This is a genomic window from Streptomyces blattellae, from assembly GCF_009709555.1.
GTDB lineage: Bacteria > Actinomycetota > Actinomycetes > Streptomycetales > Streptomycetaceae > Streptomyces > Streptomyces blattellae.
On sequence record NZ_WJBG01000100.1, the window covers coordinates 1 to 19719 of the forward strand.

Genomic DNA, 19719 nt, shown 5'->3' on the forward strand with positions numbered 1-19719 from the left:
AATCGGGTAGGAGGGCCGGGTCGCCCGGCCCTCCTCCCACACCACCGGACATGCGGGTCACGCATCCGGCGGTTCACCAAGCTGATCTCAACCGTTGCCAGGTCGGCTTGAGCGTCTTCAGGCCGAGGTCGTCCCAGTAGGAGTTGGGCAGTGCCCGCGCGAGGACGGGGGAGCCCGCGATCCGCCAGTAGCCCTTGCTGCTGTTCCCCCACTCACGGGAGAACTGCTCGTTGAACCCGAGCTTGCGCAGCATGGCCCGGCGGGCCCGGGGGATCTTCCATTCCTTCCAACGGATCTGCCGCATCCTGCGGTGCAGCCACTTGTCCAGCTCGCGGAACAGATGCGCACCGTCCGCGAGCCGGAAGTAGCCCATCCAGCCAACGATGAAGCGGTTGATCTTCGCGATACGTTCGTTCATCGCGATGCTCCACCGGCGCGAGGTCAGCTCCCGCAGCCGCATCTTCAGACGGACGACCGCCTTCGGATCGACGCGGATCCCAACCTTCCCACGCCGGGCAAAATAGAAGCCGAACCCCAGCATCGTCATGACAGAAGCTGGGACCACCTTCGACTTGTCCCGGTTGACCTTCAGTTTCAACCGCTGCTCGACCACGGCCGTGACCGAGGCGAGCACCCGGCAAGCGGCTCGCTTGCTCCGCACGAAGACACGAACGTCGTCTGCGTAACGCACGAACCGGTGACCGCGCTTGAACAACTCCCGGTCCAGGTCGTCGAGCATGATGTTCGACAAGACCGGCGACAGCGGGGAACCCTGGGGGGTCCCCTCCGCGCTCGGCATCCTGATGCCGCCCACCATGATCCCGGCGTCCAGATACCTGCGGATCAGCTTCAAGACCCTGCGGTCATCGACCTTGCGCGCCACCCGCGCCATCAGGACGTCATGCTGAACCCGGTCGAAGAACCGGTCCAGATCAAGGTCCACGACCCAGCGGTGTCCGTCCTCGATGGCCCGCCGCGCGACACGGACCGCCTGATGGGCGGACCGGCCGGGACGGAACCCGAAGGACGACCCCGAAAACTGCGGGTCGAAGATGGGCACGAGCACTTGCGCGATGGCCTGCTGGATCAAGCGGTCCAGCACCCGCGGCACCCCCAGCATCCGCTCACCGCCGCCAGGCTTGGGGATGATCACCTGACGGACCGGCGCCGGCCGGTAGATGCCCGCGTCGAGTTCGGCCCTCACTTCGGGCCAGTGCACCGCGATCCACGGCCTCAGCTCAGCCGTGGTCATGCCGTCCACCCCGGGAGCACCCCGGTTGACTTCAACGCGGTTGAGCGCCGCGAGCAGGTTCTCCTTCGAGAGCATCAACTCCCACAGCGAAGACTCCCGCTCCCGGTGAACGCCCTCCGTGGAGTGCGCCGACCGGCCACTACGCTCCGCCAGGACACTTCCGGAATGCACCGGTCCCTTCCCGGTCGGCACCGCCGAAGCGGACTTACTGCGGTCCACGTGACCAGCACGAGCAACCACCACATCACCCGTTCCACTCGATGTTCGGCCCTTCCCAGCCCGCCACGCACCGGCAGCCATCCCGGCTGGTACTACGACCTCTGCTGACTTCTGCCCGGTCAGCCCGCGCCTCCCGGCACGGACCGTCGGCGCGGCGACAACTTCAGCACAACCGACACCCGGACAGATCTCCCCAGGTAAGAACGATCACTGTCCCTGGATCCCCGCCGCGTTTACGCACTGGCCCTCTTGGCAGTGACGGGCATCGCCTTCTCGTGCAGGCTCACCCGACCAGTACGCCTCATACGCGATTCGCGTTCCTCGGTACCCAGGTCTCGCCTCGGGCTTCCTCCAGACCCCACCTCACGATGACGCCCTTGCCTCCGGCTCGGGGTTAGCACCACCTCTTCCCCCAGGGGACTTCCACCCCCAAGCAATCGCCCATGCTGGGCACACACGGAGAAGGGCCCCGGGCGAACCCGGGGCCCTTCCGCGCAACTCGCGGATCGGTCGCAGCAGATCAGTCGCGGCAGATCAGTCGGAGCTGTTGAGGATCGCGATGATCCGCAGGAACTCCATGTAGATCCACACCAGCGTCAGCGTGAGGCCGAAGGCCGCCAGCCACGCCTCGTCGCGCGGCGCTCCGTACGCGATGCCGTCCTCGACCTGCTTGAAGTCCAGGGCGAGGAAGCACGCGCCGAGCAGGATGCCGACGACACCGAAGAGGATGCCGAGCGGGCCGCTGCGGAAGCCGAGGCCGTCGCCGCCGCCGAAGACGGCGAACAGCATGTTGATGACCATCAGCCCGATGAAGCCGAGCGCGGCCGCCATCACAAAGCCGACAAACCGGCGGTTGACGCGGATCCAGCCCGCCTTGTACGCCACCAGCACACCGCCGAAGACCGCCATCGTGCCGAGCACGGCCTGCATGGCCGCGCCGTCCGCGATGCGGTTGTCGACGATGCTGGACAGGACGCCGAGGAAGACACCCTCGAACGCCGCATACGACAGGATCAGCGCCGGCGCTGCCTTGCGCTTGAAGGACTGGACCAGGGCCAGGACCATGCCGATCAGCGCGGCACCGATGCCGATGCCGTACGAACGGTTGATGTTCGCGTCGTCGACCGGCAGCAGCGCCCAGGCGAGCGCGGCCGTGACGATCAGCACACCGAGCGTGGTGCCGGTACGCAGGACGACGTCGTCCATCGTCATACGGCCGGCGGTGGCCGGGGCCTGCGGCGGAGCGCCGTGCTGCAGGTCCTGCTGGGCGTACGGGTTCTGCGCGTAGGGGTTCTGCGCGTACGGGTTGCCGGCCTGCGGCTGCGCGTACGGGCTGCCCTGGGTGCCCACGGCTGCGCCCCCGGCCTGCGGCGCGGTGTTGAAGCCCGCGTAGCCGTTGTCGCGGCTGAACCCCCGTCGCGAGAAGACCGGGTTGCTGCTCCTCATTTCACTCCTCCATGGCCACCCTGCGTGGCCTTGGCTCAAGAGTAATGGGTAGGCAAAGGATTGACCCTAGTGCTTGGGGAGGATCTTTCCCTTGTCGTGCTGCGCAACACGCTACGCGGGTGCTTGATTCCCGGCACGGGAGGGCCCTACTCGTGACCTGCCTGCGACATCGGCCTCACCCGAACGGAAACCTCACCCGAACGGAAACCCTGTGGGCATGGAGTCAGCGGTCCCGCTGTTGTGAAGTCTTCAATGGTCGGCACACGCGAAAGCGGCCGCGAAGGCGGTCGCCAGGACGGTCGGAGGGTGCCCGGAACCGGACTTGAACCGGTACGCCCGCGAGGGGCAGCGAGGTTTAAGCTCGCCGTGTCTGCATTCCACCATCCGGGCAGGCCATGGGCTCCGCTTCGAGGTTCCGAGCCTATCGGGACGCTTCCCCCGAACAGCGGACGGGCGGACCGATGTTGTCTTATTTTATTGACGCCTGAGGGTGCATCAGCACATGGAACGGGCCATCCGCACTTGCCACCAGCCTTTCGTGCGGCGCTCGGCGGCGTATACGGAATGACGGAATTTCACCGCCCGAACGAGGGGGCTCCACCTGTTCTTGACGAGCGGCACAGCCCGCGGAGCGCTCAGTTCCAGGTTCGTGCTCGCAGCGGCATTCCCGAGTCGCCCGGTACGGGTGTGCGGACGGCCAGCACCTGGTTGACACCGATGCGGTTGCGCTCGAAGGACAGCGCGCAGGCCGCCATGTACAGGAGCCAGACGCGGGCGCGGCCGGGGCTGGTGAGCCGTACGGCATGGTCCCAGTCGGCCTGCAGGTTGGCGACCCAGCGGCGCAGGGTGAGGGCGTAGTGCTCGCGGATCGCCTCGACGTCACGCATCTCGAACCCGGCGCGCTCCAACTGGGTCACGGTGGCGCCGACCGGGGCGAGTTCGCCGTCGGGGAAGACATAGGAGTCGATGAACGCGTCCAGGCTGTACGTCGACTCGTCGCGCTGCGGGCGCCGGGCGATCTGGTGGTTGAGCAGCCGTCCGCCGGGCTTGAGCAGGGCGTACAGGTCGCGGGCGTACTCCAGGTAGCGGGCGGAGCCGACGTGTTCGGCCATGCCGATCGAGGAGATCGCGTCGTACGGCCCGTCGGCGACGTCCCGGTAGTCCTGCACCCTGATCTCCACCTTGTCCATCAGCCCCTCGTCGGCGACGCGCTTACGGGCGTACGCCGCCTGCTCGTGGGAGAGGGTGATGCCGACGACGCTGACGCCGTACTCGCGGGCCGCGTGGATGGCCATGGACCCCCAGCCGCAGCCGACGTCGAGCAGGCGCTGACCGGCAGTCAGGGCGAGTTTGCGGCAGACGAGTCCGAGCTTGTCGCGCTGGGCGTCCTCAAGTGTCCCGGCAAGTGTCCCGGCAAGTGTCCCGGCGTCGTCCCAGTAGGCGCACGAGTAGACCATGGACGGGCCGAGGACGATCTCGTAGAAGTCGTTGCTGACGTCGTAGTGGTGGCTGATCGCGCGTCTGTCGCTGCACTTGGTGTGGAGGCGGGCACGGGCCCGGCGGACCTCCTCACGGGGCGGGGCGGGCGGCAGCGCGGGCCCGGCGAGCCGCACCAGTCCGCGTACGGCGGCCCGCACCTGGGGGTCGCGCAGCGCCTGGACGAGGGTCCGGTCGTCCTCCCCGCGCTCCCAGAGGAACGCGGCCATCAGGCCGAGGGCGGTGTAGAGGTCGCCGTCGACGTCCAGGTCACCGGCGACCCAGGCGCGGGCGAGGCCCAGTTCGCCCGGCTTCCACAGCAGCCGGCGCACGGCACGGCGATTGCGTACGACGAGGATCGGCGCACCGGGCGGCCCCGCCTGCGAACCGTCCCAGGCGCGGATGCGCACCGGGAGCGGCGCCCCCAGCAACTGTTCGACGAGGCTCTTCAGCCGCTGCGCGGCGTCTGTCATCACGCCCACCTCCATGACGGGGTTCCCGGAATGTCCCTGTCTCAACACCACGTAAACAAAAACAGGGCGGCCGCGCAGTCCCCCTTAAGCGTTACGGAACGGCAAAATAGATGTAGCCAACATCTACAAGCCGATTACCCCAAGAACGCCGAAGGACCTCCCGCACCACGGATGGCGGGAGGTCCTTCGGTTAGTTCAATGACCGGAGCCGGTCACGAGCCGGTCACGAGCCGGTCAGGAGGCCTTGGCTTCGGTCTTCTCCGGCTTGGGCGCCGCGGGTACGGGCTTCGCGGCCTCGTAGAACTCCTCGCGCGGGTGCTCCATCGCGCCGAGGGAGACGACCTCGCGCTTGAGGAACATGCCGAGGGTCCAGTCGGCGAAGACACGGACCTTGCGGTTCCAGGTCGGCATGGCCAGACCGTGGTAGCCGCGGTGCATGTACCAGGCGAGCCGGCCCTTGAGCTTGATCTTCATCTTGCCCACGACGATCATCGCGACGCCCTTGTGGAGGCCGAGACCGGCCACCGCGCCCTTGTTGCCGTGGGCGTAGTCCTTCTGCGGGAAGCCCCGCATACCGGAGATCACGTTGTCGCCGAGCGCCTTGGCCTGACGCAGCGCGTGCTGGGCGTTCGGCGGGCACCAGGCGTTCTCGTTGCCCGCCTTGCGGCCGACGAGGTCCGGGACCTGGGCGTTGTCGCCGGCGGCCCAGATGTAGTCGGTGCCCTTGACCTGGAGCGTGGGCTCGCAGTCGACATGACCGCGGGGGCCGAGCGGGAGGCCGTAACGGGACAGGGCCGGGTTCGGCTTGACGCCCGCCGTCCAGACGACCGTGTTGGAGTCGACCTCAAGTCCGTTCTTCAGCACCACGTGGCCGTCGACGCAGGAGTCCATGGAGGTGGAGAGGTAGACCTCGACCCCGCGGCCCTCCAGATGCTCCTTGCCGTACTGGCCGAGCTTGGGACCGACCTCGGGAAGGATCTTGTCGGCGGCGTCGACGAGGATGAACCGCATGTCGTCGCGCGAGACGTTGGTGTAGTACTTGGCGGCGTCGCGGGCCATGTCCTCGACCTCGCCGATGGTCTCCGCACCGGCGAAGCCACCGCCGACGAAGACGAAGGTGAGCGCCTTGCGGCGGATCTCCTCGTCGTTCGTGGAGTCGGCCTTGTCGAGCTGCTCCAGCACGTGGTTGCGCAGGCCGATGGCCTCCTCGATGCCCTTCATGCCGATGCCCTGCTCGGCGAGGCCGGGGATCGGGAAGGTGCGGGAGACCGCGCCGAGCGCGATGACCAGGTAGTCGAAGGGCAGCTCGTACGCCTCGCCGACCAGCGGGGCGATGGTGGCGACCTTGCGGTCCTGGTCGATGGTGGTGACCCGGCCGGTGAGGACCTCCGCCTTGGGGAGCACACGTCGCAGCGGGACGACGACGTGGCGAGGGGAGATGCTGCCGGCGGCGGTTTCGGGGAGGAAGGGCTGGTAGGTCATGTACGACCGGGGGTCGACGACCGTGACGGTCGCCTCGCCGTAGCGCATCTTCTTCTGGATGCGCCGAGCTGCGTACAGGCCTACGTACCCACCGCCTACTACGAGGATCCTGGGACGCTCCGTGGTGCTCATGCCATCGAGTATCCCCCTGCCCCAGGGGGGTGGCTCGTGCGCCCCTTCACAAGCTCTTGCAAGGGCTGTGTTATCCTGCGCGGCCCGCGTGATCCAGACCATGCCGACCAGGGGGAACCACCGTACCGGTCACCCCGTTGTCAATGCCGCGTGAGCTGCCTCTCCGTTCCGTCGGCTCCCGCGTGAGCCCGTCGAAACACCCTCCGCGACACCCTCGTGCAACGTCTCCGTCACGCACTCCCGAGGACGTTCACAGGCCCTCCGAACCCCCGGAAGGACCAACCGGGGCTCACCCGTCGCCCAACCGGGCAGAATTCCTTGTGAAGAACTTCACGAACTTTTCCGGCGAGGTCTCCCCGGCCTTGGCGCGTCGCGCCCCTCGGATGCGCTCATACGTTATCCGGCCTGCTCAGCCGATTGCTACCGATGGGTAGGGGGCGGGAACTACGCCACCGGTGCGTGTCGTTCACCCGTCAGCCACGCTCCGCGCGATATTGGACAGAAGTGTGCATAGCGTGCCCGCATGAGCACTTCACAGCTGGCCAAGAAGGCCACTTCGCGAATAGGCGCAGTCAGCGCAGTCCTGGGCATCGTTCTCGCGATGGGCGCGGTGACCACCGCATCCGCCGCCGCGACGCCCGCCACACACGCCGCCGCAAAGGCCACTCCGGCCAAGGGCGGCCACGGCGAGGACGGGGGGTGTAGCGGCCTAATCGTCCTACTCTGCAACTGATGGCCGGCCCGCACGGGAACGGCCTGCAACGAAGGCCCCGGCTCCTCTCTATGAGGTGCCGGGGCCTTTCTATGAGGTGCCGAAGCCCTTCTATGAGGTGCCGAAGCCCTTCTATGAGGTGGTGCCCGGGCCTTCTGCCACCTTGAAGGCGATGCCGTCGAGGATGTCGTGCTCGCTCACCACGACCTCCTCGGCGCCGATCCGCTCCATGATCGCCAGGAGTACGAGGGCGCCCGCACCGATCACGTCCACGCGCCCCGGATGCATGGAGGGAATGGCCGCGCGCTCGGCGTGGGTGGAGTGCAGCAGCCGTTCGGTGATCTCCCGCACCCGGTCGTGCGAGACACGGGAGTGGTGGATGGCGACGGAGTCGTACTCGGGCAGGTCCTGTGCGATGGCGGAGACCGTGGTGACCGATCCGGCCAGGCCGACCAGTGTGCGCGCCTCGCGCAGCGGAACCGTCTCCTCGGCGAGGTCGAGGGCGGCCTCGATGTCGGCGCGCATGGCAGCGATCTGCTGTTCGCCGGGCGGGTCGGACACGACACCGTCGCGCACGAGGTGCCGCTCCGTCATCCGGACACAGCCGACGTCCACGGACCGCGCCGCCCGCACATGCTCCTCCCCCACGACGAACTCGGTCGAGCCACCGCCGATGTCGACGACCAGGTAGGGCTTGTCGAGGTGATCGCTCCCCGCCAGCTCCTTCGTCGCCCCCGTGAACGAGAACTCGGCCTCCTGATCACCGGAGATCACCTCGGGCTCCACCCCGAGAATGTCCAGCACCCCCCGCACGAACTCGTCCCGGTTCTCCGCGTCCCGGGAAGCCGAGGTGGCCACGAACCGCAGCCGCTCCGCCCCGTGCTCCTTGATGACCGCCGCGTACTCCCGGCACGCGGCGAAGGTCCGCTCCAGCGCCTCGGGGGCCAGCCGCCCGGTCCGGTCGACGCCCTGTCCGAGCCGCACGATGGTCATACGGCGGTCCAGGTCGACGAGTTCACCGGTCTCGGGGTCGCAGTCGGCGACGAGGAGGCGGATGGAGTTCGTACCGCAGTCGATGGCGGCGACGCGGGTCACCGGGAGTCCTCCTCGGTGTCGACGGGCTTGAAGGCGAAGTAGCCGGACTCCCCCTCGGCCACCTCCCAGCCCTCACCGGCGGGTGGCGTCACCGGCACCACGCACGGTCCCTTGCGCCACCACTCCGGCAGCATCGCGATCGCCTCGTCGCCCAGCGGGTTGACGCCCGGGCCGGCGGCCAGCGAGTGCGCAACGAGCACATGCAGACACTTCACGCGGTCCGGCATCCCGCCCGCGCTCGGGAAGCCCTCCAGCACCTCGATCGCGTCGCGCCGCGCGATGTAGTCCTCGTGCGCGGCCCGGTACGCGGCGGCCAGCTCCGCGTCCGTCTGCAGCCGGTCCGTCATCTCCTTCATGACGCCGTTCGCCTCCAGCGTGCCGATCGCCGAGGCGGCGCGCGGACACGTCAGGTAGTACGTCGTCGGGAAGGGCGTCCCGTCAGGCAGTCGCGGCGCCGTCTCCACGACGTCCGGCTGCCCGCACGGGCACCGGTGCGCGATGGCACGCAGCCCGCGCGGCGGACGCCCGAGCTGCTGCTTGAAGGCCTCGACGTCCGCGTCGGTGGGCTCGGTGCGCGGAGTGGACGGCAGATCGGACCGCTTCAGCGCGGAGCGCTGTCCTTGAGGGGTGGTGGTCGGGCGACGGGCGGGCGTTTCCATGCTCGTACGACATTCTCTCTGTCAGTTCACTGGTCGGAGGCGTCGGACTTGTCGACGCCGTCCCAGACGTTCAGGTACCAGGGCCGGTCGGCCGCCCCGGTGTCGGTGCGCGACTGCTTCGCCGCGTCCGGGTCGATCACGATGAACCCGGTCTCCCCGGGCATCACATAGTGCAGCCGCTCCCGGATCTGCTGCTCGGCATACGCGTCGTCCTGCCAGCGTGCCTTGAGGTCGCGCAGTTGCTCGACCCGCTTCTGAGCCTGCTGCTTCTGCTGCTGCAGATCGGCGATCTCGGCGCGCTGCGAGACGTACTGCCTTATCGGATAGGCGAGGGCCACGACCAGCGAGCACAGGACGAGTGCCAGCAGCGCCGCGCGGCCGGTCAGCCGGGAGCGGCGGGCCTGGCGTTTGGTCTGGGAGCGATAGACACGGGCCGCCGTCTGCTCGCCGAGCAGACGGATCCTGGTCGCGGTGGAGAAACGGTCCCGGTCCTTGACGGCCATGACCCACCTCCCCTTCATACGTGCGTACGTCCCCGCACACGGTACGGGACCGGTACGGGGACGTACGTACGACTGGCTAGGCCTTGACCCTTAAAGACTCAGCCCTTGCTGTGGCTGCTGGTTCGCGAAGCGCTGTGCTTACTGGTTCGCGAAGCGCTGTGCTTACTGGTTCGCGAAGCGCTGTGCTTACTGGTTCGCGAAGCGAAACCGGGGGAAGGCCGAGCGACCGGCGTAGACCGCCGCGTCGTCCAGGATCTCCTCGATGCGCAGCAGCTGGTTGTACTTGGCGACGCGCTCGGAGCGGGCCGGGGCGCCGGTCTTGATCTGGCCGCAGTTGGTGGCGACGGCGAGGTCGGCGATGGTGACGTCCTCGGTCTCGCCGGAGCGGTGGGACATCATGCACTTGAAGCCGCTGCGCTGGGCCAGCTCGACGGCGTCCAGGGTCTCGGTCAGCGAGCCGATCTGGTTGACCTTGACCAGCAGGGCGTTGGCGGCGCCGTCCTCGATGCCGCGGGCCAGGCGCTCGGGGTTGGTGACGAACAGGTCGTCGCCGACGAGCTGGACCTTGTCACCGAGCTTGTCGGTGATGGTCTTCCAGCCCGCCCAGTCGTCCTCGAACAGCGGGTCCTCGATGGAGACCAGCGGGTAGGCCTCGACCAGCTCCGCGTAGTACTCCGTCATCTCGGCGGCCGAACGCTCCTTGCCCTCGAAGAGGTAGGAGCCGTCCTTGTAGAACTCGGAGGCGGCGACGTCGAGCGCGAGGGCGATCTGCTCGCCGGGCGTGTAACCGGCTTCCTTGATGGCCTCAAGGATGAGGTCGAGGGCCTCGCGGTTGGAGCCGAGGTTCGGGGCGAAGCCGCCCTCGTCGCCGAGGCCGGTGGACAGGCCCTTGTTCTTCAGCACCTTCTTGAGGGTGTGGTAGACCTCGGTGCCCCAGCGCAGCGCCTCGGAGAAGGACTCCGCGCCGATCGGGGCGATCATGAACTCCTGGATGTCCACGTTGGAGTCGGCGTGCGAGCCGCCGTTCAGGATGTTCATCATCGGCACCGGCAGCAGGTGCGCGTTCGGGCCGCCCAGGTAGCGGAAGAGCGGGAGGTCGCTGGCCTCGGAGGCGGCGTGGGCGACGGCGAGGGAGACGCCGAGGATGGCGTTGGCGCCGAGGGAGCCCTTGTTGTCGGTGGCGTCCAGGTCGAACATGGCCTGGTCGATCAGGCGCTGCTCGGTGGCGTCGTAGCCGACCAGCTCCGGGCCGATCTGCTCGATGACGGCGAGGACGGCCTTCTCGACACCCTTGCCCTGATAGCGGTTCGGGTCGCCGTCGCGCAGCTCGATGGCCTCGAAGGCGCCGGTGGACGCACCGGACGGAACGGCGGCACGACCCGTGCTGCCGTCGTCGAGGCCGACCTCGACCTCGACCGTGGGGTTGCCTCGGGAGTCCAGGATTTCCCGGGCTACGACGACGTCGATGGACGGCACGAGCATCTCCTTCGTGGATGTGACGCGGTTTAAGCAGGACCGCAGCGGCTCTGCGAGATGAGCCTAACCGGCTCCGGGCGATCGGCCAGCGTGTCACCCACCCGATGGACAGAACCGAGAGCAAATTGTTTCTGAACGGAACAAAGCGTGGGCGGGAGGCGGGACGGACGACGGACGGAAGGCGGACCAGAAGGCGGACAGGAGGGGGGCAGGGAGGCGGGCAGGGAGGCGGGCAGAAAAAGCCCCGCCCCGGTGCGTACGGGGGAACACGCACCGGGGCGGGGAGCCCGTGGGGACGGGGGGGACCCTCACGAGGCCTTCACTATGAAAGCCACGGATATGAAGGGCCTGTGGTTCAGCCTTGTTCTGCCTGCGAAGCCGGGGCGGCTCACTTCAGGTGCAGCTGCTGACCCGGGTAGATGAGGTCCGCGTCGTCCACGATGTCCTTGTTCAGCTCGAACAGCTTCTCCCAGCCGCCCGTGACGTCGTGCTCCTCGGCGATCGTGCTGAGGGTGTCACCCGTGACGACCTTGTACTCGCCGTCGCCCTTCTCGACCTTCGTGCCGGTCGGGGTGGTGACGGTCTTCTCGGTGCCCTGCTCGGGGGCGGGACGCTCGGCGGAGCGGGAGGCCGACTGCTCCTCGGTGGAGCGCGTGCTGCTCTCGCTGCTCTGGTTCTCCGAGGAACCGCTCGACGAGGAGCCGTCGTACGCGGCGCTCGACAGGCCGGTGCCGCAGACCGGCCAGGCACCCTTGCCCTGGCCCGCGAGGACCTTCTCGGCTATCTCGATCTGCTGGGCCTTGGAGGCCTGGTCGGCGGTGGCGGCGTACTGCGTGCCGCCGTACGCGGCCCAGGTGGAGGCGGAGAACTGCAGACCGCCGTAGTAGCCGTTGCCGGTGTTGATGGACCAGTTGCCGCCGGACTCGCACTGGGCGACGGCGTCCCACTCGGAGGCGGTGGCGGCGGAGGCGTTGCCGGCCACCATCAGCGGGGCGGCGACGGCGGCACCGGTGACACCGGCGATGGCGATGGCGCGAGTGGCCTTGGACGGACGACGGTGCTTGCCCTTGCCGGAAAACAGCATGGTTGGATCCCCTCACCGACGCCTGCGAGGTGAGCTGTCGGGTTCGGGCCGGTTGAGTTGCCCGGCCATGTCTCGTACGAGGCTCTCGTCCCGTACGGGGCACGGCTTCACCCCAAGCCGCACGGTCAACCGACCGGCGCGGCGCTTACCTTGGGTCCCCCGCTCCTGCCTACGGCGCTTGACGCGACGACTGTTCCCGTGCGGCCACTGGCAGGATTCGGCGTTGTGGCAGCCGGGGCTCGGGTTGCCGAGCGGTGATGACCGTAGACACGCGATCCGCGGAATTTCAAAGACGATCAGGGCTTCTGAGACTCATCCCACACTTTCGCCAAACCGGACATTCAGTGCGAAGCAGGGCGTGAACTACCGCTGGTTTTCGCCCGTTTCGGCACCGACTTCGAGGGTCTGACCGGGGATGATGAGGTCCGGGTCGGTACCGACGGTCCCCTTGTTCTCGGCATAGAGCGCACGCCATCCGCCGTTCAACTCAAGGGAGTCGGCGATGGTCGCGAGAGTGTCTCCGGCGCGGACCCGGTAAGAGGCGTGACGGCCGGCGGAGTCGGCACGTGCGTCACTCCCGTCCTCATCCGCACTGACGCCCCGATGCTTACCGGTTCCGGCGCCAGCGTCCGTGCCGGATCCAGTGTCCGTAAGGTACGAAGAGCCGCCACTCTGGACGTACTTGTCCGCATCGTCACCCTCGGCGGAGCCTGCGGAGGGGCTGGCCGAATCCTGTGAGGAACTCGGGCTGAATTCGGGAGAAGTGTCGGACTTAGCCGAGTTGTCCGCTGTATCCGTATCCGTATCCTTGCCCGCATCCGACGACCCGTCAGACGGGGGCGCGGGGGACTGTGAAGGGGAATCCGGAGAAGGGGAGGCCGAGGGGGTCGACTCCGAAGATGAGGACGACCCTGCCGAGTCGGACAAACCAGACGAGCCGGAGGAAGTGTCGGCCGAGGTGGACGGTTCGGCCGACGCCTCGCCCGCCAGGCCCGTGTCTACGTTCGCCGAGCGGGGGTCCTCACCCAGGCCGTGGAGCAGCCCGCAGGTGGGCCACGCGCCGGCACCCTGGTCCGCGAGGATCTTCTCGGCGACGGCTATCTGCTGGGAACGGCTGGCCTGGTCGGCGCTCGGCGCGTAGTCGAGGCCGCCGTACTTCTCCCAGTCCTCCTGGGTCACCTGCAGTCCGCCGTAGAAGCCGTTGCCGCTGTTGGCGCTCCAGGCGCCTCCGCTCTCGCACTCCGCGACCTTGTCCCAGGTGCTGCTGTCGGCCGCGCTCGCGCCGCCCGCACCGAGGAGCGGGATCGCGATGGCGGAGCCGGTCACTCCGGCCGCGACAAGGAGGGCCGGAGCTTGGCGGGGGCGACGGTGACGACCGTTCCCGGAGAGCATGCGGGAGCCTTTCGCGAGACAGCAGGGACCGGCGCGGCGGGTGAGGCTGAGGGCCACGCTGATCCGTGAACGTATAGGCAGCTCCTTGCTTGTCACAAGTTAATGCCGCGTAGATCACGTGAAGATCACAGAATTGAAGGTGTGTCACGTTTGACCGGTTCCGGCGCGATGTGTGCCGTGATATCGAGAGGCGGGACAAGTAGCTCACGCTGGACCGGTGTGCCGCCACCGCGAAGATTCAGATAGTTCACGAGGACAGGCCAAAACCCCTTCTTGAACCATGTGTTCTGCTTGTCCTTGGCAAGGGCCCACGGGCCATACTGCTCGGGAAGCTGGTCCCAGAGGCAGCCGGTACGCAGTCGGTGGAGGATCCCGTTCACCTGGGTCCTGATGTCCACACCACCGCGCACAAACTGGCGACGCCGGAAGTACGCAACCATCAACTCATCGATGGCAGGCCACTCCGACTTCGCCACTTCGTCAGGGACCAGCGTCCCGGTCTGCGCATGCCATTCAGTCACCCTGCATTTGACCCCGGACCGCTTCCGGACCTCTCCGACCGGCTTCACCGTGATGTCAAGCAGGTCGATCACCTCCCCCATCTTGGAGAGAGTCAGGCCCTGTGGCTTCGCCCCCGCGATCGATAGCAGGCCCGAGACGCTCATCGCTTCCAGCTCTGCTTCTTCCTGTGCCGCGAGCACCTCCTCACCCCTGGCGAGCAGTTCTCTGGCGCTCCGGACGTCCTCTGCGAGCTGCCGCATAGCCGCGTCCTTCACCGACTGGCCAAGGTCGGGGACACGCGCCAGGTCGGCTGCCGCACGTGCCGCAGCCTCCTCTTTCTCCCTGAGTGCCTGCTCAAAGTGAGCTACGCGCTCACGCTGCATGTGAATGTCCCCGGGGTGGACTTTCGGGCCGGCCCCCGCCACCAGAGCGAGTTGCTCCGACTCGGGCAGGAGCGTCATGACCTCGCTCCACACCACAGCCTCGACATCGTCGGCAGTCAGGTAGGGATCAGAGCAACCTGTTTGTCTTCCCTTGCCGTTGTCGCCGCCACCGCACCGGTAGTACCGAGTCTCGTTGGACCTGCGATAACTACCGTCGCTGATGACGAGCCGAGACCCACGCTTGCCTGGCTGCTCGATGGCGTACCCCCACGGCGGCGGACCACCTACCCAGCCGCCTTCAAGGGCCTTCCGCTGGCGGCCGCCCTGGGTGCGTTCACAGATGCCCTTCCACTCGGCCTCGGCCATCAGAGCGTGGAACTGCAACTGCTCCCGGCCGAGCGCCGTAGTGGTGTCGATGTCTTGGGTGACCGACGCGAAGCTGACGCCGAGGTCCTCCATGGCCCAGATCCACGTCCAAAACGCCTGCCCAGTACGGCCGATGCGGTCGAACTTGTGGACCACAATCACGTCCACAAGACCTTCCAGAGCGGCCTGTTCGAGCCGCAACATACCGGGACGCTCGACAAGCGCCCCCGACACTCCTTCATCCCTGAAGATCAGCGCAGGGGAGAGGGTCCATCCAGACTGGTTGCTGATGTAGGCACGGCCCTCACTCTCCTGGACATCCAGGCCATATCCTTGCACCTGCTCCTTCGTGGAAACCCGCAGCATCAAAGCTGCTCGAACGGCACGCCCTGGCACCTGCCCGCGGTTGTCCGCGGGCGCGGTCGCAGCTATAGCGTTGAACACGTCAGCCCCTCTACGGCTGGCCAGGCCCCGGAGCTCTGACCAGCTCTGGGGCCCTTGCGTTTTCGGGGATTCTAGGTACTTGTCAAAGCACAGCGTGGAAAAACATGTGAAATCACTCATGATCGCTTATTAGCTGATAAGTCAGGTCCAGTCATCCTTCTCGGCTGCCGCGCACCCACGACCGGGCCCCCGATACGGTCGTCGTGTGAACGTCCCGAACGCCGCCCCCGAACTCTTCACCTGGGAGTTCGCAACCGACCCGTATCCGGCCTACGCCTGGCTGCGCGAACAGTCCCCCGTCCATAGGACAAGGCTTCCCAGCGGGGTCGAGGCGTGGCTGGTGACCCGCTATGCCGACGCGCGTCAGGCACTTGCGGACGGACGGCTTTCGAAGAACCCCGACCATCACGCCAAGGACGCGCAAGGCAAGAACCGGACCGGCATCCCGGGTGAGCGCAGCGCCAATCTCATGACGCATCTGCTCAATATCGACCCACCGGACCACACCAGGCTGCGGCGGCTTGTCTCCAAGGCCTTCACCCCACGCCGTGTCGCGGAATTCGCGCCTCGTGTCCAGGAGCTCACGGACGACCTCATCGACCGGTTCGCGCGCCAGGGTGAGTGCGACCTCATCCACGACTTCGCCTTCCCGCTCCCCATCTACGCGATCTGCGACCTGCTCGGCGTCCCCCGGGAGGACCAGGACGACCTCCGCGACTGGGCGGGGATGATGATCCGGCATGGAGGAGGCCCGCGCGGCGGCGTCGCGCGGTCTGTCAAGAAGATCCGTGGTTACCTGGCCGAGCTCATCCACCGCAAGCGCAACGACCTTGGCGAAGACCTGATCTCAGGCCTCATCCGTGCGTCCGATCACGGCGAACATCTCACCGAGAACGAAGCAGCCGCAATGTGCTTCGTACTCCTGTTCGCAGGTTTCGAAACCACCATCAATCTCATCGGCAACGGCGCGTATGCACTACTACGCAACCCCGAGCAGCGGGCCCGGCTGCAAGAGTCGATCGAGGGTGAGGGGAGCGACCTGCTCGACACCTGCATCGAAGAACTCCTCCGCTACGACGGCCCCGTGGAACTGGCCACCTGGCGCTTCGCCACCGAGCCCCTCACCATCGGCGAACAGCGCATTGAACCCGGCGACCCGGTGCTGGTCGTCCTCGCTGCCGCAAACCGCGATCCCGCACGTTTCACGGAGCCGGACACGCTCGACGTCTCCCGCCGCGACAACCAACACCTCGGATACGGCCATGGCGTCCACTACTGTCTCGGCGCACCCCTGGCCCGTCTCGAAGGCCGTATCGCTCTGGAGACGCTGCTCCGCCGCCTGCCCGATCTTCAGCTTGCCGTCCGACCGGCCGAGCTGCGCTGGCGGGGTGGGCTCATCATGCGTGGACTACGAGACCTTCCCGTGCAGTTCACCGCCGTCTGATCGGCGTCAGCCCTCCACTTCCCTGATCGCGTCCCGGTAGGCGCGGGCCGCCGCTCGCAGCGCCGCCTCCGGGTCCACCCCGGCGGCCTCGGCGCGGGACGCGAGCGCCAGCAGCTCATAGCCGATGCCCTCGGCCTTCGGCAGCGGCACCTCCAGTCCCGCCGTGCGTACGCGCGAGGCCAGCTTCGCCGCGAGGGCGAGGCCGGGCTGGCCGAGGGGGACGCCGTCGGTCACCGACTTCCGCCGCTTCTCGGCCGCCTTGGTGCGCAGCCAGTGCTCCTTGACCTCCTCGGGGGTCGTCGCCGTCTCGTCGCCGAAGACGTGCGGGTGGCGGTGGATGAGCTTGGCGACGATGCCGCCCGCCACGTCGTCGATGGAGTAGGGGGAGTCGGTGTCCTCCTCCGCGATGCGTGCGTGGAAGACGACCTGGAGCAGGACGTCCCCCAGCTCCTCGCGGAGTTCGTCGGCGTCGCCGTCCTCGATCGCCTCGACGAGTTCGTAGGCCTCCTCGATGGCGTACTTCGCCAGGCCCTCGTGGGTCTGCTGCGACGACCAGGGGCACTCGGCGCGGATCCGGTCCATCACCTGGACGAGGTCGAGGAGGCGGGCGCCCGGCAGGTCGTACGACGCGGGCAGCAGCTCCAGGTCGGGCATGCGGAGGCGACCCGAGCCGGCCAGCCGCGCCAGGCCGTCCGTCAGAGCCGGTACGCCCTCGCCGGTGGCGACGACCACCACCGTCCGCCCTCCGGCACAGAGGTCGACCAGTTCATCGGCGGTCGGGGACGCCTCCTCCACCGGTATCCCCGCCTCCCGCAGATACGGCAGCTGCGGGTGCGCATCATCGGCACACAGCACCTGGTCGGCGCCGTGCAGGGTCTGCCACGCGGGCCAGGACAGCAGTCCGGGCGCGACACGGTGGCTGGTGGTGAGCAGGATGATGCGGCCGGGGGCCTGTTCTGCGCTGGTTGCGTTCACTCTCCGAACGTAACGCACACCACTGACGGTGCCCCGAGTTATCCACAGGGGGCGCTGGGGGTGCTCACGCCGGTTCTTGCGCCTGTGCCGCCGTGACCTCTCGTACCCACGGGGTCTTCGCGTCGACGCGGCTGCTCTGCTCGACGTCCCAGGTGCCGTAGCGCGGGTTGAGGTCGACGTTCAGTGTGTCGGAGGCCTCGGACAGCGCCTGCCAGAAGGCGGGCTGGCTGGTGTCGGTGCCGAGGTTCTCGGCGAGTTTCTGGGCTTCGAGCTGGAGGCGCAGGTTCTCGTCGAGGCGCTCCGGGGGGACGCCGTACTGCTGGAGCCAGGTCGTCTCCAGCCCCTTGGCGCCGCCGGACTGCTCCTCCAGGGAGGCCCGCATCTCCTGGACCTCCTTGCGGGAGACGGTCACGCCCGCGTCCTGGGCGGCGCGGTGCATCACCCGGTCGAGGACCATGTTGTGCAGGGTGTCGCGGGTGAGGCTGCCGGTCTCGGCGATGGTCTGCTCGTACTGTGCCTCGTCCGGGGCGACCGCGCGCTGCGCCTCGCGCACCTCGCCGACCCTGTTCTCCAGCTGGGAGACGGTGATCCGCTGTCCGCCGACGACGGCGGCCGCGCCGGGGTGCGCATCGCTTCCGCAGGCGGTGAGGAGCGGGGCCACGGTGGCGATCGCGGCGGAGAGGAGGAGCGCGGTGCGACGGCGGCGGTGCAAGGGAGCCTCCCGGGATGGAGATTGTGCGGCGGTGCACAAAGTCTTGCGGTGATCGATGGTAGGCAGTGCCAAAGCTCTGGCCAACCCATTCGACCAACGATTCATCGGGACTTCGGGCACCGGCGGGCCTCTCAGGTCCGCCCGAACGCCGATGTCAGCCGCGCACCCGCCCCCGCCACCGCCATCGCCGTGTCCGGCGGATGTCCGTCGCGAGCCCGGGGGCCGGGGCAGCCGGGACCGTGCAGTCGCTCCACGTCGAGGTCGAGCACCAGCCGGGCGAGCGTGTCATGGGCGGCGGCGCGGTCGCCGAGGGCGAGGAGGAGGGCGGCCGATGCGGCGGCGCGCGTCGTGGGCGAGCTGGGGGGGGTCGCCGGCGACATACTGGCTCTCGTAGTACGGCAGGCAGGGCCTGGGGGTCGGTCTGGCCGGCCTCGGTGGCGCGTTCGTCGGTGAGGCGGCGCAGTTCGGGCGGTGCCCGCCGGTACTGGCCGTCGTCCATGAGCGCGGCCGCGTACTGCTTGTGCAGGGTGCGCTCGACCGGGGACTGCTCGCCGCGCTGTTCGGCGCAGCTTGCGGGTGATGATCGCCGGGCGCAGCAGCCTCGTCCCCAACCTCACGGGGCGATACAGCTGAAGCGCCGGGCCTGCCTGAAGGCGGATGTCGCGGGAGCCGTGCGGGTCTGCGTGATCAACGACTCCGCGGGCCCCCGCACTGGCGCAGCATCATTTCCTTGTCGGGTGCCGTCACCGGCATCTCGTACTTGATGGCGACCTGGGCGAAGCGGACCGCGTACGCGCAGCGGATCGGCTTGTTCGGCGGGAGCCAGGAGGCGGGGCCGGAGTCGCCCTTGGAGCTGTTCGCCCGGCCCTCGGCCGGGATCAGGTTGAGCGGGTCGTTGGCCAGTTGCTCGCGTTTGTCCTCGGACCAGCGTGCGGCGCCCATCTGCCAGCTGTAGGACAGCGGGACCATGTGGTCGATCTGCACCTCGGTGGCCTTCTCCTTGCGCCACTGGATGGTCGTCGCGGTGTACGGGTCGTGCAGCGTCATCGATATGACGACGCAGTCCGAGCCGGAGCGGAATCGGAGGTCCTCGCCGTCCCGTTGGAGGAGGTCGTTGCGGGTGTCGCAGCCGTTGCGGGCCAGCGGCACGCCGTCCGCCGTGTCCATCCAGGCGTAGCCGAACTCGTCGCGTTCGTAACCCGTCCTCGGGCCACGCCCCTTGGTCGTCACCTTCTCTATCAGTGCCCGTGCCTCGGCCCGGTCGGCGTCCGAGGTGAGGGGCGCGAGGCCAGGTTTCGTCCCGTCCGGGTTGTCGAGCGGACTGGTGCCGGAGCCGGAGGGTTCGCTGGAGCCGGAGGGTTCGCTGGAGCTGGAGGGTTCGCTGGAGCTGGAGGGCTCGCTGTCCACCTCGGGCAGATCCACGCTGTCGCAGCCCGCGAGCAGTAGTGCCATGCCGAGCATTACGGCGGCGGACGCCGCCCCACCCCTGTGTT

The 19719-nt window shown here is 68.1% G+C and carries 16 protein-coding genes, 1 tRNA gene, 1 pseudogene and 1 riboswitch; of the genes and pseudogenes, 2 read left to right on the forward strand and 16 right to left on the reverse strand.

Going from position 1 to position 19719, the window contains the following annotated elements; translation table 11 throughout:
- Window positions 1–73 precede the first annotated feature (73 nt).
- The 5 genes from ltrA to GFH49_RS01995 all read right to left on the reverse strand — a co-directional run bounded on the left by ltrA (window position 74) and on the right by GFH49_RS01995 (window position 6480).
- Window positions 74–1327 (reverse strand): group II intron reverse transcriptase/maturase, encoded by a 1254-nt coding sequence (gene ltrA / locus GFH49_RS01975; protein WP_230396118.1) that lies wholly within the window; start codon window positions 1325–1327, stop codon window positions 74–76.
- A 678-nt stretch (window positions 1328–2005) separates the two neighbouring features.
- Complete coding sequence (locus GFH49_RS01980) at window positions 2006–2917, reverse strand: Bax inhibitor-1/YccA family protein (RefSeq protein WP_155053979.1); 912 nt, start codon at window positions 2915–2917, stop codon at window positions 2006–2008.
- Window positions 2918–3224: 307 nt separating this feature from the next.
- Window positions 3225–3307, reverse strand: a tRNA-Leu gene (locus GFH49_RS01985).
- Between the two features lie 245 nt (window positions 3308–3552).
- Window positions 3553–4866: a class I SAM-dependent methyltransferase gene (locus GFH49_RS01990; RefSeq protein ID WP_155053980.1), complete on the reverse strand. Its 1314-nt coding sequence runs from the start codon at window positions 4864–4866 to the stop codon at window positions 3553–3555.
- A gap of 234 nt (window positions 4867–5100) precedes the next feature.
- A complete protein-coding gene (locus tag GFH49_RS01995) occupies window positions 5101–6480 on the reverse strand; it encodes an NAD(P)/FAD-dependent oxidoreductase (RefSeq protein ID WP_155053981.1) in 1380 nt (459 codons plus the stop codon).
- Between the two features lie 523 nt (window positions 6481–7003).
- On the opposite strand from GFH49_RS01995, the gene GFH49_RS02000 reads away from it, so the two are divergent.
- Complete coding sequence (locus tag GFH49_RS02000) at window positions 7004–7213, forward strand: hypothetical protein (RefSeq protein ID WP_155053982.1); 210 nt, start codon at window positions 7004–7006, stop codon at window positions 7211–7213.
- Between the two features lie 111 nt (window positions 7214–7324).
- Here GFH49_RS02000 and GFH49_RS02005 read toward each other — a convergent pair whose 3' ends face one another.
- The 7 genes from GFH49_RS02005 to GFH49_RS41350 all read right to left on the reverse strand — a co-directional run bounded on the left by GFH49_RS02005 (window position 7325) and on the right by GFH49_RS41350 (window position 15215).
- Window positions 7325–8287, reverse strand: coding sequence for a Ppx/GppA phosphatase family protein (locus tag GFH49_RS02005; RefSeq protein ID WP_155053983.1), 963 nt, complete (start codon window positions 8285–8287; stop codon window positions 7325–7327).
- Window positions 8284–8946 carry a DUF501 domain-containing protein gene (locus GFH49_RS02010; RefSeq protein WP_230396119.1) on the reverse strand — a complete coding sequence of 221 codons (663 nt, stop codon included), beginning with the start codon at window positions 8944–8946 and terminating at the stop codon, window positions 8284–8286. Before GFH49_RS02010 ends, GFH49_RS02005 begins: the two co-directional genes overlap by 4 nt.
- 26 nt (window positions 8947–8972) lie before the next feature.
- Entirely contained in the window at window positions 8973–9449 is a 477-nt protein-coding gene (locus GFH49_RS02015; protein ID WP_155053984.1) for an FtsB family cell division protein, read from the reverse strand.
- A gap of 186 nt (window positions 9450–9635) precedes the next feature.
- Window positions 9636–10925, reverse strand: coding sequence for a phosphopyruvate hydratase (eno, locus tag GFH49_RS02020; RefSeq protein ID WP_155053985.1), 1290 nt, complete (start codon window positions 10923–10925; stop codon window positions 9636–9638).
- Window positions 10926–11313: 388 nt separating this feature from the next.
- The gene (locus GFH49_RS02025; protein ID WP_155053986.1) at window positions 11314–12009 is read right to left on the reverse strand and encodes a LysM peptidoglycan-binding domain-containing protein; all 696 of its coding nucleotides are present in this window, start codon (window positions 12007–12009) and stop codon (window positions 11314–11316) included.
- Between the two features lie 4 nt (window positions 12010–12013).
- Window positions 12014–12196, reverse strand: a riboswitch (cyclic di-AMP (ydaO/yuaA leader).
- 176 nt (window positions 12197–12372) lie between these two features.
- Window positions 12373–13401, reverse strand: coding sequence for a LysM peptidoglycan-binding domain-containing protein (locus tag GFH49_RS02030; RefSeq protein ID WP_155053987.1), 1029 nt, complete (start codon window positions 13399–13401; stop codon window positions 12373–12375).
- A 125-nt stretch (window positions 13402–13526) separates the two neighbouring features.
- On the reverse strand, window positions 13527–15215 hold the full coding sequence (locus GFH49_RS41350; RefSeq protein ID WP_155053988.1) for a recombinase family protein: 1689 nt from the start codon (window positions 15213–15215) through the stop codon (window positions 13527–13529).
- 85 nt (window positions 15216–15300) lie between these two features.
- On the opposite strand from GFH49_RS41350, the gene GFH49_RS02040 reads away from it, so the two are divergent.
- Window positions 15301–16539, forward strand: a complete 1239-nt coding sequence (locus GFH49_RS02040) for a cytochrome P450 family protein (protein WP_155053989.1) — start codon at window positions 15301–15303, stop codon at window positions 16537–16539.
- 6 nt (window positions 16540–16545) lie between these two features.
- Here the strand turns inward: GFH49_RS02040 and GFH49_RS02045 are convergent, their stop codons facing one another.
- The 4 genes and pseudogenes from GFH49_RS02045 to GFH49_RS02060 form a co-directional block, all read right to left on the reverse strand.
- Window positions 16546–17514, reverse strand: a complete 969-nt coding sequence (locus tag GFH49_RS02045; protein WP_155053990.1) for a nucleoside triphosphate pyrophosphohydrolase — start codon at window positions 17512–17514, stop codon at window positions 16546–16548.
- Window positions 17515–17578: 64 nt separating this feature from the next.
- On the reverse strand, window positions 17579–18226 hold the full coding sequence (locus tag GFH49_RS02050; protein ID WP_155053991.1) for a SurA N-terminal domain-containing protein: 648 nt from the start codon (window positions 18224–18226) through the stop codon (window positions 17579–17581).
- A 154-nt stretch (window positions 18227–18380) separates the two neighbouring features.
- Window positions 18381–18797: pseudogene (locus tag GFH49_RS02055) on the reverse strand (serine/threonine protein kinase); the annotation flags it as partial.
- Between the two features lie 116 nt (window positions 18798–18913).
- Window positions 18914–19687 carry an HNH endonuclease family protein gene (locus GFH49_RS02060; RefSeq protein WP_155054030.1) on the reverse strand — a complete coding sequence of 258 codons (774 nt, stop codon included), beginning with the start codon at window positions 19685–19687 and terminating at the stop codon, window positions 18914–18916.
- Between the last annotated feature and the right edge of the window lie 32 nt (window positions 19688–19719).